The sequence below is a fragment of the Streptomyces sp. NPDC021224 genome (genome assembly GCF_044332905.1).
Taxonomy (GTDB): domain Bacteria; phylum Actinomycetota; class Actinomycetes; order Streptomycetales; family Streptomycetaceae; genus Actinacidiphila.
Map to the genome: position 1 here is coordinate 376,037 of NZ_JBIRPW010000006.1, position 13,173 is coordinate 389,209.

A 13,173-nucleotide genomic window follows, 5' to 3' on the forward strand; every position below is an offset into this window, starting at 1 on the left:
AAGGATAGGAGCAGCCCCGGAGGGGGACGCGAGCGACGGCGTGAGGGGGACGGGGTGACACCGCACAGCGCCGATTCCGACCCGGCCGACGACGCGGACCCGGCCGACTACCTCGTTCCGCTGGCCCGCAGGGCCACCGTCCGTATCCACGGGGCCGGTGCCGGGCACCCGCTCTACGGCAGCGGCTTCTTCGTCGCCCCGCAGTGGGTGCTGACCTGCGCCCATGTGGTGAGCCGCGCGCCGGGCGAGGCGGCCGGGCCGGACAGGGCGCAGGAGGAGACGGCGGCGGGCGAGCCGGTGGAGGCCGCTGAGGCGAAGGTCACGGTCGGCTGGGGCGAGCGCATGCTCGACGGTGTCGTGGAGTGGGCCGAGCCCGCCGTGTGGGAGGGCCGCGGTGCGTGGCCCGCACCCGACCTGGCCCTGGTGCGGCTGCTGGATCCGGTGGACCACCCGTGCGTGTACCTCAGCGAGCGCACCCCGCGCACGTATCCCGCGAGCCTCGTGGCGTACCTCGGCTACACCGAGCTGACCGGTGACGTCGAGGCGTTCGACGGCCGCTGCACGGTCCGCGGCCAGCTCGGCAGCATGCTGCGGCTCGGCGACGACGAGATCCCGCACGGCGTGTCCGGCGGCCCGGTGCTGGACCTGGTGCGCGGCGAGGTCATCGGGGTCGTCAAGGCGCAGCGCACCGCGCACCAGGACGGCGGGCTCGCCGTCCCCGTCCAGCAGTTACGGCGGCTGCCCGGCGTCGAGCGGGGCCCGGCCGTGGACCGCCACCAGCCGGAGCCGGTCGCCGACCTCTACCAGCGGGTGATGTCGGCGCACGACCTCTACCACGCCGACCGGCACAACTCCGTCAGCGGCAGCGGCGACACCTGGACCGACGTGCACAGCGAGATCGACGCGTGCGCGGGCCGCGCCCTCACCCCGGGCCTGCGCACCAAGCTGCTCGGCCTGCTCGCACAGCTCCCGCCGCCGTCCGACGCGGAGACCCTGCGCAAGATCGTCGAGAACGCCCGCCGCACCTCCTTCGAGGTGGACCTCGCCCCGCGCGCCTGGCGGGACGGCCTCGGCCTGCTCTACGAGCTGCGGCGCGGCACCACCGAGATGCAGGCCGTGCTGCGCTACGCGATGCTCGCCGCGACCGCCGACCGGCTCGGCGACCTCGACGACCCCGCCGAGCGCGCGGTGTGGGAGTGGGCGGAGGCCCACGCGGGCGAGGCCGCCCTGGAACGGGTCTTCCGCTTCACCCTCGGCGAGGAGCGGCGCTCGCGCGCGGGCTCGCGCGGCCGGACGAGCGTCGACCTCACGCCCGAGCAGTGGACCGGGCCCGAGGCGGTCCTGCTGCTCTTCCCGGGGGACGGCTGGGATCCCAGCCGCTTCGACTGGCGGGTCACCGTGATGCACCCGGAAGGGCGGGTGCAGGTCATCGAGGACGGCTTCCGCACCGAGCTGGCCGCGCTGCCCGGGGCGCTGCGCCAGCCGCTGCGGGAGGCCTTCCGCCGCTGCGACTCCGCCCGCGTCCTGGCCCCGCTGCAGCTCGCGGTGCCCGGCGACTTCATCCCGCTCGCCGCCGCCGACTGGCCGTTCGGACCGGGCGGCGGCACGCTCACCCCCGACCGGCCGGTCGTGATCCGGCGCACCGACACACCCCCCGAGGACGCGGAGCAGGCCGCCCGGCGGGTCGCCCGCTGGGACACGCTCACCACCCAGCGCCCCCGCCCCGACGTCCTGGACTGCGACGACGGCGTTCCCAGCGAGCTGCCCGGCGAGAGCGCGCTGCGCGACCGGCTCAACGACACCCTGCCGGTGCTGTGCCGCAGCGCGGACACCGCGCACGACGCCCTCAACCGGGTCTTCCTGAGCGGCTACAGCGTCGCGCTGTGGCGTCACGAACCGGTCGGCCAGGACATGCTGTGCGCCGACTTCCACCGCGGGGTGGCCCACACCGTACGGGTCGCGCGCACCGCGGGCCGGCTCCCCGCCGCCCTCGCCGACCTGCGCGCCAAGGTCGCCCGCAAGGTGCCGGAGAGCTACTGGGCGACCGGGCTGACGATGCTGTGCACGGATCCGACGCGCCCCCTGCCGGGGGCGGACGACCTATTGGAGGCACCGTGACGACGGATGCGAGGTACCGCGGTGAGTGAGACGGCCGACACCACAGGCGTGCCGGAGACGGCGGGCGCGGCGGAGGCGGCACCGGGCGGACAGGCCGGCGACTGGCTCATCTACCGCGGCACCGGCGAGCCGCACACCCGTATCGACGCGCTGCCCGCCCCACCACCCTGGCGGGACTTCGACGGCGGCCCCCTCGTCGCGCCCGGACCCGGCCCGGACAGCTCGTCCACCCGCCGCCTCGGCGCCTTCCGGCACATGGCCGAGATGCACCGCCCCAGCCCCGAGGAGCTGGAGATGGTCAACGCGGCGCTGTACCTGCGCCGCCCGCTTCTGGTGACCGGCAGCCCCGGCTCGGGCAAGAGCACCCTGGCGCACGCCGTCGCGCACGAACTGGGCCTCGGCCGGGTGCTGCACTGGCCGATCGTCAGCCGCAGCGTCCTCCAGGACGGGCTCTACCGCTACGACGCCATCGCCCGCCTCCAGGACACCCAGATCGCCGCCAACACCGGGACGGCCCCGCCCGGCGGCATCGGCAGCTACATCCGGCTCGGCCCGCTCGGCACCGCGCTGCTGCCGACCAGGAAGCCCCGCGTGCTGCTCATCGACGAGCTGGACAAGAGCGACATCGACCTGCCGAACGACCTGCTCAACGTCATGGAGGAGGGCGAGTTCGGCGTCCCGGAGCTGGAGCGGCTCGCCGAGCGCGAACCGCAGGTCGACGTCATGACCGACGACGGCGCCAAGGTCACCGTCAACGAGGGCAGGATCCGCTGCCACGCCTTCCCGTTCGTGATCCTCACCAGCAACGGCGAGCGGGACTTCCCGGCGCCGCTGCTGCGCCGCTGCATCCACCTGGAGCTGGACCGCCCCGACCACCAGCGGCTCTCCACCGTCGTGCGCGCCCACCTCGGTGACGAGGCGGCCGAGCTGAGCGAGGAGCTGGTGACCCGCTTCCTGGACCGCTCGCGCAGCGAACTGCTGGCCACCGACCAGCTGCTCAACGCGATCTACCTCACCCACCATGCCGCGCCCCCCACCCGCTCCCGGCTCGCGGACATGCTCATCCAGCGGCTCGACCGGCCCAGGTGAGGCGGCTGTGGACGCCGAGCACGAGACCTCCGCGCCGCCCGGCCCCGGCGGGCCCGGTCCGGACGGCCCGCCCGACCCGGTCGCCGAACTCGTCGGGCGGCTGAGCGGCGCCGGGCTGCACCCGGGCGAGGACGAACTGGCCGACGCCCTGTGGCTGGCCCGCTGGTCGCAGCCCACCGCCCGCGAGCCCGTACCGCCGCCCGGCCCCGTCGACCGGCCGCCGACCGGTGGCGGCGGCGCGGGCACCCCCGGCGACCTGCCGCAGGTGCCCGCCGACGGCAGCGACGGCGCCGGGAGCCGGCTCGCCCCGCCCGAGGACGAGCCCCCCGGCATGCTGCACCTCTACCCGGGCGGCGGCGACACCGGCCGCGCCCGGACCGGTCCGGCGGGCCTCGCCGTCGCCGTACCCGAGGCGCCCGCGCTGCCCCGGCTGCTCGAACTCCAGGCCGCCCTGCGCCCGTTGCAGCGCTACCACACGCCCGCCCGCCCGCTGCGCAGCCTGCTCGACGAAGCCGCGACCGCCGAGCGCACCGCGCTGGCCGGCGGCCTGCTGCTGCCCGTCTTCCGCCCCGACCGGCGCGGCAACGCCACCATGCAGCTGCTCATGGACGCGTCCTCGTCGATGTACGTGTGGGAACGCATGCTGCGCGACCTCGGCGGCGTCTTCGAACGCCTCGGCGCCTTCCACGAGGTGCAGGTCCGCTACCTGCACGCCGGGCCCGAGGGCAGCCCCGCCGTCAGCCGCCACTTCGACCCCGAGCCCGCCGAACTGCGCTCCGCCGAGCAGCTCGGCGACCCCACAGGACGCCGGATCACCCTGCTGGTCAGCGACTGCGTGGGCCCGCTGTGGCGCTCCGGGCAGGCGCACCGGCTGCTGCACCGGCTCGCCGCGTACGGGCCCGTCGCCGTGCTGCAGCCGCTGCCGACCCGGCTGTGGGCCCGCACCCGGCTGCCCGTCTCCTACGGGGTGCTGCACCGCGCGGAGGGGCCGGTGCCCGCCGCCGCGCTGCGCTTCTCGGCCGGCGCCGGGGGCTTCACCACCCCGCCCGCGGGCGACGCCCTGCCCGTACCCGTCCTGCCGCCCACCGCGCAGGCACTCGGCGCGTGGGCGCGGCTGCTGGCCGGGACGGGGGCCGGGGAGGTGCCCGCCGCCGTCGGCTGGGTGCGCTCCGACCAGCCCGCGAGCCCCGGCCGCCCCCGCCGCGCCCCGCAGCCGCCCGGCCCGCTCGTCGAGACGTTCCGCTCCTCCGCCTCGCCCGCCGCCTCGCACCTGGCCGTCTACCTCTCGGCGGCGCCGCTCTTCCTGCCCGTCATGCAGATCGTCCAGCGCACCATGCTGCCGCTGTCCGGCCCCGCGGAACTGGCCGAGGTGCTGCTCAGCGGACTGGTCGTCCGCACGGACGGCGACGACCACCGGTGGTACGAGTTCACGCCCGGCGTACGCGACGAGCTGCTGCTGCCGCTCGGCCGCGACGAGGCCGCGCTGGTGCTCAAGCACTGTTCGGCGTACGTCGAGCAGCGTTTCGGCCGCGGCGGGCCCAACTTCCTCGCGATGGCCGTCAACCAGCTCACCGACGGCCCCGCCGACCCCGTCGCCGACGCCGCCGTGGCCGCCGCCGCGCGCCGGGCAGCCCTCGCCGAGGGCGGCACCGCGGGCGCCGACGGCTCCCAGCCCTTCGCGGAAGTGGCCGCGCGGGTGCTGGAGCGCTTCGTCGCGCCGGACGGCACGGAAGCCGGGACGGACGGCGGCGCCGACGGCACGCCGGGCACGACCGGCGGCCGCCTCACCGCCGCGGGCCGTACCGGAACCGGCGCGGCGGCACTGGAGGAGGCCAGGGAACTCGTCGCGGCCTTCCTGTCCGAGGACATGGTGCAGAACCTGATCGACGCGGTGGCGCTGCTGCGCACCGCCACCCGGCAGGAGCGCGGGCACGCCACCGACCCGGAACTGTGGGCCGAGTTCGCCGAGCAGCTCATCCGGCTGTGGCGGCTGCGCCGCAGCCCCGAGCTGCTGCGCGAGGCGCAGGAGGCCGCGAAGATCGCCGTCTCGCACCCCGGTTCGGTCCGCGCCCGCGAGGTCCTCGCCTGGGTGCTGCGCGCCTGCGCCGACGACCGCACCGCGGTCGGCGACATCCGCGGCGCCCTGGAGCACCTGCGCCGCGCCGACCGCGAACTCACCGCGCTGTGCGCCGTACCGGGCCTGGAGGCGGGCGGGGTGCTGCGCGCCACCCTGGAGCGGGTCCAGGTGCTGGAGAGCCAGTGGGAGCTGAGCGGCGACACCGCGCTCCTGGAGGAGACCGTCGGCATGCTGGACGCCTTCGCCGACGCCTGGCCGCCCACCGAGGCGCGCCCCAGCGCACTGGCCACCGCCCGCGGCCGTGCCCTCCTGCGGCTGTCCGGCACCACGCCGGACACGGAACGCAGGCAGCTGTACGCGCAGCAGGCCGCCGCCTCCTTCACCGGAGCGCTGGAGGAACTGGAACGGGCGGGCGCCGCCGCTCCCTCTGGCGCCGCCGGTGGTACGGGTGGTGCGCCCGGGGCGGGAGCGGGCTCGGAACGGATCGTCCGCGCGCTGCTCGAACTCGTCGACGCGCTGCTCGCCGCCGGCGGCCGGCTGCCCGAGGCGCAGCGGCACGTCGACCGGGCGCTCGGCCTGACCCGCGACCGGCTCCAGCGCGCCGAGATCTTCGCCAGAGCCGGCCGGATCCGCGCCGCCCGCTACACCGAGGGCGGCCCGCCCGGCGAACTGGAGGCCGCCGCGGGCCGGTTCGCCGAGGCCTGCCGGCTCACCCCGCGCGACCGCCCCGAATACAGCAGCCTGGTCGCCGAATGGGGCGCCGTCCTGCTGAACCGCTCCGGGCTCCCCGGCGGCGAGACCTTCGTCAACACCGCCGTGCAGGTGCTGCGCGAATGCCGCACCGAGACCCCGGAGAGCGACCCGCGGCTGCCGTCGCGCCTGCTGATGCTCGGCCAGGCACTCGTGCTCCGCTACCTCGCGGAGGGCGACCTCGTCGACCTGCGGGAGGCCGAGTGGGTGCTCGGCCGCGCCGCCCAGCCCGCCGTCGATCCCGACCAGATCGCCCGCATCGCCTTCGAACTGGGCCAGGTCCACCGGCTGGCCCACGCCTACACCGGGCGGAGCGAACGCCTCGACCTCGCCGACGACGCCTACCGGCGCGCCGCCGAGGCCGCGACCGGCGCCGCGACCGGAGCGGCCGACCCGCTGCCCATGGTGCGGCTGGCCGCGCAGGCGCATCATTGGCGTGGAGCGGTCAACGAAGCAGCGCACCGCAGACGGGCCGCGACGGACGCGTACCGCGCCGCGACCGGCTGGTGGCGCAGGCTGCCCGACGAGGGCGGCGAGCCCGGACTCCGGTCCGCGGAGCGGCTGGCGGCACTGAGCAACGACGTCTGAAACCGACTCACCCCCCGACGGAGGGCCGCGATGCACACCGACCCGCACGACACCGAACCCGCCCCCGACGTCCTCGCCCTCGACCTGGAATCCCTCCGCACGGTCGACCACCCCGTCCTCGCCGCCCTGGTGGAGGACCTGCGCGAGCGCGCCGCCGCCCCCGGCGGAGGCGCGCTGTGGGGCTTCGACAACGCGATGTGACCCCCGCAGCCCCCGCACACCCCCCACACCCCGCCCGGAACACCTCTCAACAGGACGCCCGTCGCGGAGTTACGGCCAAAAGCCGCGCACCGCGTTTGCACCCCGCCACCCGGCGGGAATCACCGCGTGGGCCGACGGGGCGGCCCCGACGGACGGGGAGGCGGAAGTGGCGCAGCGGCCGACGCGCAAGGGCCCGCGCCCCGCTGCCCCGCACCCTGCGGCCACCCCGGACGGTTTCCCGCCGGGACCCGGGGACGGGGGAGCCGGCGCTCTCGGTACACGGCCCGGCGCCGCGACCGGCGCTGCGGCCTGGGCGGACGGGGTCGGCACCCCGGACGACGCCGCGGCGGGCCCGGGGCCCGGGGACGCGCGCCCCGGTGACGTGGGCGGTGCGGGGAAGCCCGGTACGCCGGGTGGAGCCGCGACGGGCGCGGGGCCCAAGGGCATGGGGGCCGGGGGTCCGGGCGGTGAGCCCGTGCGGCAGTTCGTGCTCAAGACGCACAGCCGGTGCAACCTCGCCTGTACGTACTGCTATCTCTACGCCGGGCCCGACCACGGATGGCGGGGGCGGCCGCGGCAGCCCGCCGCGGGAGTCGTACGGCGGACCGCCGAGCGGATCGCGGAGCACGTCGTCGCGCACGGGCTGCGGGAGGTCGCCGTCGTCCTGCACGGCGGCGAGCCGCTGCTGGCGGGTGCCGAACGGCTGGCCGACGACGTCGGGCTGGTCCGGCGGACCGTGCCCGCGACCGTGCACGCCACCGTCCAGACGAACGCCACGCTGCTGACCACGGACGCCGTCCGTACGCTCGCCGCGGCCGGGATACGTGTCGGGGTCAGCCTGGACGGCGGGCGGGCGGCGCACAACACCGCGCGGGTGGACCACGCCGGACGGCCGGGCTGGCCCGCCGCGTCCGCCGGGCTGCGGGTGCTCGCCGAGACCGCGCCGGAGGCGTACGCGGGGGTGCTCAGCGTCGTGGACCTGCGGTACGACCCGGTGGAGGTCTACGAGTCGCTGCTGGACTTCGGGCCGCCCGCGATCGACCTGCTGCTGCCGCACGGCAACTGGTCCGCGCCGCCGCCGGGACTCCCCGCGCCGCCCGGCGACCCGGCGCCGTACGGCCGCTGGCTGACCGCCGTCTTCGACCGCTGGTGGCAGGCGGACCGGCGGCGCACCCGGGTGCGGCTGTTCGAGGAGTGCGTCGCGCTGCTGCTCGGGGTGCCCGCGGCCACCGAGCGGCTCGGGCTGCAGCCCTTCACCGCCGTCGTCGTCGAGACGGACGGCAGCATCGAGCAGGTCGACTCGCTCAAGTCCGCCTACGAGGGCGCCGCCGCCACCGGGATGGACGTCTTCCGGCACAGCTTCGACGACGTCCTCACCCACCCCGGAGTGGCCGCCCGCCAGGCGGGCCTGACCGCTCTCGGCCCGGTCTGCCGGGCCTGCCCGCTGGTGACCGTCTGCGGAGGCGGCCACTACGCCCACCGCTACCTGGCCGGCGAGGGGTTCCGCAACCCCTCCGTCTACTGCGCCGACCTCGCGTTCCTGATCCGCCACATCGGCGCCCGGCTCGCCGCCGCGGCGGGCGCCGGATCCGGCGGCCACGCCCCCCGGGAGACAGTCCGGTGAACGTACCCGATGCCCTGCTCCGCACCCTCGGCACCACCGGCGGTGACGCCGCCGCGCTGGAGATGCTCGTGGCCGAGCAGCGCCGCCGCCGGCGGCTGATGCTGCGCGCGCTGCTCGACGCCGTCGCCGAGGCCCCGCCGTCCGTGCTGCCGCCCGCCGCCGCGGCCCGCGTGCAGGCCGACTGGCAGCTGCTGGTCGCCGCCGAGCGGGCCGACCCGGCCGCCGCCCGGCGCGTCGTCGACTACCCGCTGACCGGCGGCTGGGCCGAACGCGCCCTGCGCGCCCTGACGCAAGGGGCCGGTCCGGGGCCCGCGGCCCTGCTCGCCCACCTCGGGGCGCTGGCCGCCGCCGCGGCCGCGCGCGCCGGGCTGCGCTTCACCGCGGACGTGCCCGTGCACGACGGCGTGCTGGCCCTGCCCACCCTGGGCGGCTGCGCCGTCCCCGGCGGGCCCGGCACAGTAAGGGTGGCGGGGGAGGGGAACCGGCTGTGGCTGCACCTGGCGCCGGGCGGGGCGACCGCGGGGGACGGCCCCGCCGGGCACGACGGCCCGCACCCGGGCGGGACGGCCACCGGAGCCGCCCGGGTCGAGGTGCGGCGGGGGCCGGACGGGGTGTGGCGCTCCGCCGCCGAAGCCTGGCGGCCGATCCGCGCGCTGTGGGGGCCCGGCGGCCGCCCGGTGCTGGTCGACGACAGCGACCCGTACCGCGACGAGGAGCGCAGCACCAACCCGTACGGCCTGAGCGCCTCCGGCTCGCTCGGGGTGAGCCGGCACGCCGCCTGGCGAAGCGCCTGGCGGGACGCCCGCCCGCTGCTGCTGCTCGGCACGGGCGAGCGGGCGGTGGAGGCCGACAGCCTGCTGGACTGCTTCGTCCCGCTGGCGGGCTCGCCCACCGCCCGCTCCAGCGCGACGCGCGGCGACGCCTTCGGCGCGGTGCTCACCAGCGTCCCGCGCAGCGGCCTGGAACTGGCCGGGACGATCGTGCACGAGCTGCAGCACACCAAGCTGCTGGCCCTCTCGTCGGTGACCGTGCTGCACACCGCGGGCGACGAGCCGCGCTACTGGGCCCCCTGGCGGCCCGACCCGCGCCCCTTCGACGGGCTCTTCCAGGGCGCGTACGCCCATCTCGCGCTCGCCGACTTCCACCAGCGGGTCGCGCTGAGCGGCGCGCCGCCCGCCGTGCGGGACGCGGCCTGGGCCGACCACAGCCGCTGCCGCCAGCAGGTGGAGGCCGCGCTGCCGCAGCTGCTCGGGTCCAGCCGGCTCACCCCGCAGGGCCGCACCCTGGTCACCGCGATGGCCGCGCACCACGCCCGGCTCAAGGACCACGCCCCGCCGGACGGCCATCTGGCGCGGGCCACCGCCTACGTCGAGACGTCCCGGGTGATGTGGCGCCGCCAGGTCGTCTGAGGGCCGGCCGGACGGCGGGGCGCGGGGCGGAACACCGCCGTACCGGGCACCCCGGCACCCGATCCGCGGCCCCCGACCGGACCCGCGACCCGGCCGCCGACCCGACCGCCGACCCGGCCGCCGACCGGACGGCGGTCCGAAGTGACCGGAACGCCCCCGAAACGGCATGACGTCGCGTCAACGGGGGATCAATCAGTGTAGTTTCTGGCCCAGGCCGCCTGGCGGCCCGTCAGAACGGCGCATGCACCACACGAGGGAGACGGTCGAATGCCCGGAGGGCGCAGCACGGCGGCACTCGCACGCGGACCGGTGACGATCAGCTTCGCCGGGTACAACCGCGCCTGGGCCTCCTGGATCGCCAGCAGGCTGGAGAAGCACGGCGTGCGGGTGGTGCTCCAGCGCCTCGACATCACTCCCGAGGCCAGCCTCGAAGAGGTCCTGGGCGATCTGCTGCTGGCCGAGGGCCGGGTGCTGATCGTGCTGTCCGAGTGGTACTTCCGGCTCGGCCCGCGCACCCACGAGGAGTGGAACTCCGCGCTGCGCCATGTCGTCCCGCCCAACAGCGAGCGCTTCGCCGCCGTTTCGGTGACCTCGGCCGCGCTGCCCAGCGCGGCGGTCGCGCTGTCCGCCGCGGATCTGTGGGGCCTGGGCGCGGTCGAGGCCGAGCGGCGGCTGCTCGCCCGGCTCGGCATCACCCCCTCGCGCGCCGCCGCCGGGGACACCTTCGGCGGCACCGGCGGTCCGCGCTTCCCGCTGGAGCAGCCCGCGGTCTACGGCGGGGTGCCGCGCCGCAACACCCGCTTCACCGGCCGCGAGGAACTCCTCGGCGAGCTGCACACCACCCTCCAGCAGGCCGCCCCCGGCGCCGCCGTCGTCACGCTCTACGGCCTGTCCGGCGTCGGCAAGACGCATATCGCGACCGAGTACGTCCACCGCTTCCAGACCGAGTACGACGCCGTGTGGTGGGTGCGCGCGGCCGAGCGCGGCACGCTGCGCGAGAAGCTCGCGGGCCTCGCCCCGGCCCTCGAACTGGTCACCGGGCGCGAGTACGGCGAGCGGCTGCGCGCCGTGCGCGACGCGCTGCGCCGCGGGGAGCCGTACGGGCGCTGGCTGGTCGTGCTGGACGGCGCCGACCAGCCCGACGACGTCTACGACCTGGTGCCCAGCGGGCCGGGGCACGTACTGATCACCTCGCAGAACCGGGAGTGGGGCGAGCACAACAGCTCGCTCATCGAAGTGCCGGTCTACGACCGGGTGGAGTCGGTGGCGTTCGTGCGCCGGCGCGCGCCGCGGCTGGACGAGGCCGAGGCCGACCGGCTCGCCGACGCCCTCGGCGACCTCGCGCTCGCCCTGGACCAGAACGCGGGCGCGCTCAACGACTCCAACACCTCCGTCGACGAGTACATCGAACTGCTGCGCCGCGGTGCGGACGTCGAACCGGGGCTGAAGGTCGCCGCCGACTTCCAGATGACCTACTACACGGCCTTCTCGATACTGCTCAACCGGCTCCGCGAGGACAAGCCCGAGACCGTCGACCTGCTGCGGCTGTGCGTCTTCTTCGCCCCGGGCCCGATCCCGGTGCGGCTGCTGCGCGAGATGCAGATCCGCGACGTCCCCGAGAAGCTCGCCGGGCTGCTCGGCGACTCGGTGCTGTGGAACAACGCGATCGACAAGCTCGCCCAGTGGTCCGTCATCCAGGTCGACCCGCAGGAGATCGCGGCCGAGGAGACCGTCGGCACCAACGAGGTCGTCCAGATGCACCGGCTGGTCCACCAGGCCGTCCGCGCCGAGATGCCGCAGGACGAGCAGGCCGACTACTCCCGTGTCGTCCGCAAGATCCTCGCCGCGGCCGACCCCGCGCGGCCCGCCGACACCCGGCTGTGGACGCGCTACGCGGAGATCGTGCCGCACCTGGAGGCCTCCGGCGCGCTGGCCAGCACCAACCCGGAGATCCAGGTCATGGTGCTCAACTGCCTGCGCTACCTGTACCTGTCGGGCGAGTACCGCACGGGGCTGGCCATCGCCGAGGTCGCCGCCGCCGAGTGGCCGCGGCTGCTGCCCGCCGGGCACCCCAAGCTGTGGGACCTGATCCACCACCAGACCAACCTGATGCGCGCCACCGGCGACATCCGTGCCACCGAGGCCCTGGACCGCGACGCCTACGACCGGCTCCGCCAGGACCGCGGCGACCGCGACCTGCTGGTGCTGCGCGCCGCCGGGAACCTGTCCGCGGACCTGCGCAGCCTCGCCCAGTTCGACGAGGCCCTGCGGCTGCTGGAGTTCGCCCGCGACGGCTACCGCGAACTCGTCGGCGAGCTGGACTCCAGGACGCTGAGCACGCAGAACAACCTCGCCATGACCTACCGGCTGCTGGGCCGCTACGACCAGGCCCTGCGGCTGGACCAGGCGACCATGGAGGCCCGCCGCGAACTGCTGCGCGAACGGCACAACTGGACGCTGTCGTCGGAGAACTCCTTCGCGCACGACCTGCGCCTGCTGGGCCGCTACGAGGAAGCGACCTCCGTGCAGGAGCGCAACTGCGAGATGCACCGCAACGTCCTCGGCGCCGACAACCCGCAGACGCTGCGCGCCGAGCACAACCTCTCGCAGTGCTACTACCGGGGCGGTGACCGCGAGCGCGCGGCCGCGCTGATGGCCGGGCTGCTGGAGCGCTGCGAGCGCGTCCTCGGCGACAGCGACCCGCAGACGCTGCGCGTCAAGGCCAGCTACTCCGCCTTCCAGCGCGAGCACGGCGACCTCGACCAGGCCCGCGAGATGGGCGAGTTCGTGCTGCGGGAGTACCGCCTCCAGCTCGGCGAGCAGCACCCCTACACCGCGGGCATCCTCGGCAACCACGGGCTGATCCTGCGGGCCGCGGGCGAACGCCAGCAGTCGCAGCTGGAGATCGAGTCCGCGCTGATCACCATGACGGCCGCGGTCGGCGAGGACCACCCCTGGACCCTGGGCTGCGCCCTGAACGCCACCGCCACCCGCAACCTCGCCAGCGACCCCGAGGGCGCCGCGGACCTGGCGCGGATCACCACCGAACGCGCCACCGCGGCGCTCGGCAAGGACCACCCGCTGACGCTGTCGTGCCGGATCGCGCTCGCGACCGACCTGCGCAACCTGCGCCGCCGCCCGGAGGCCGACAAGGTCGAGGAGGAGGCGCTGGCGATCCTGTCCGGGACGCTCGGCGCGCAGCACCCGCACACCGTCGCCGCCCGTTCCCGTACCCGGCCCTACTGGGACTTCGAGCCGTTCAGCTCCTGACCGCACCGGGCCCGCGGATCCGTCCGCGGGCCGTACACCGACCGCAC

General features: G+C 76.1%; 7 protein-coding genes. All 7 read left to right on the forward strand.

Annotation, left to right across the window (positions count from 1 at the left end; all coding sequences use genetic code 11):
• Positions 1-54 precede the first annotated feature (54 nt).
• The gene (locus tag ACH4PY_RS18235) at positions 55-2,118 is read left to right on the forward strand and encodes a trypsin-like peptidase domain-containing protein (RefSeq protein ID WP_398183089.1); all 2,064 of its coding nucleotides are present in this window, start codon (positions 55-57) and stop codon (positions 2,116-2,118) included.
• A 48-nt stretch (positions 2,119-2,166) separates the two neighbouring features.
• Positions 2,167-3,207 carry an AAA family ATPase gene (locus ACH4PY_RS18240; RefSeq protein ID WP_398183427.1) on the forward strand — a complete coding sequence of 347 codons (1,041 nt, stop codon included), beginning with the start codon at positions 2,167-2,169 and terminating at the stop codon, positions 3,205-3,207.
• A 7-nt stretch (positions 3,208-3,214) separates the two neighbouring features.
• Complete coding sequence (locus ACH4PY_RS18245) at positions 3,215-6,622, forward strand: SAV_2336 N-terminal domain-related protein (protein WP_398183092.1); 3,408 nt, start codon at positions 3,215-3,217, stop codon at positions 6,620-6,622.
• 30 nt (positions 6,623-6,652) lie between these two features.
• Positions 6,653-6,823, forward strand: coding sequence for an FxSxx-COOH cyclophane-containing RiPP peptide (gene fxsA / locus ACH4PY_RS18250; protein WP_398183095.1), 171 nt, complete (start codon positions 6,653-6,655; stop codon positions 6,821-6,823).
• A gap of 445 nt (positions 6,824-7,268) precedes the next feature.
• A complete protein-coding gene (locus tag ACH4PY_RS18255) occupies positions 7,269-8,447 on the forward strand; it encodes an FxsB family cyclophane-forming radical SAM/SPASM peptide maturase (RefSeq protein WP_398183098.1) in 1,179 nt (392 codons plus the stop codon).
• On the forward strand, positions 8,444-9,856 hold the full coding sequence (locus ACH4PY_RS18260; protein WP_398183101.1) for an aKG-HExxH-type peptide beta-hydroxylase: 1,413 nt from the start codon (positions 8,444-8,446) through the stop codon (positions 9,854-9,856). The genes ACH4PY_RS18255 and ACH4PY_RS18260 overlap by 4 nt, the downstream gene beginning before the upstream one ends.
• A gap of 267 nt (positions 9,857-10,123) precedes the next feature.
• Entirely contained in the window at positions 10,124-13,126 is a 3,003-nt protein-coding gene (gene fxsT / locus ACH4PY_RS18265) for an FxSxx-COOH system tetratricopeptide repeat protein (RefSeq protein ID WP_398183104.1), read from the forward strand.
• The last annotated feature ends 47 nt before the right edge of the window (positions 13,127-13,173 follow it).

Excerpts from the sequence above, each read along its gene's own strand:
- fxsA (WP_398183095.1), top strand. The coding sequence starts at position 6,653 with ATGCACACCGACCCGCACGACACCGAACCCGCCCCCGACGTCCTCGCC.
- ACH4PY_RS18255 (WP_398183098.1), top strand. The coding sequence starts at position 7,269 with ATGGGGGCCGGGGGTCCGGGCGGTGAGCCCGTGCGGCAGTTCGTGCTC.
- fxsT (WP_398183104.1), top strand. The coding sequence starts at position 10,124 with ATGCCCGGAGGGCGCAGCACGGCGGCACTCGCACGCGGACCGGTGACG.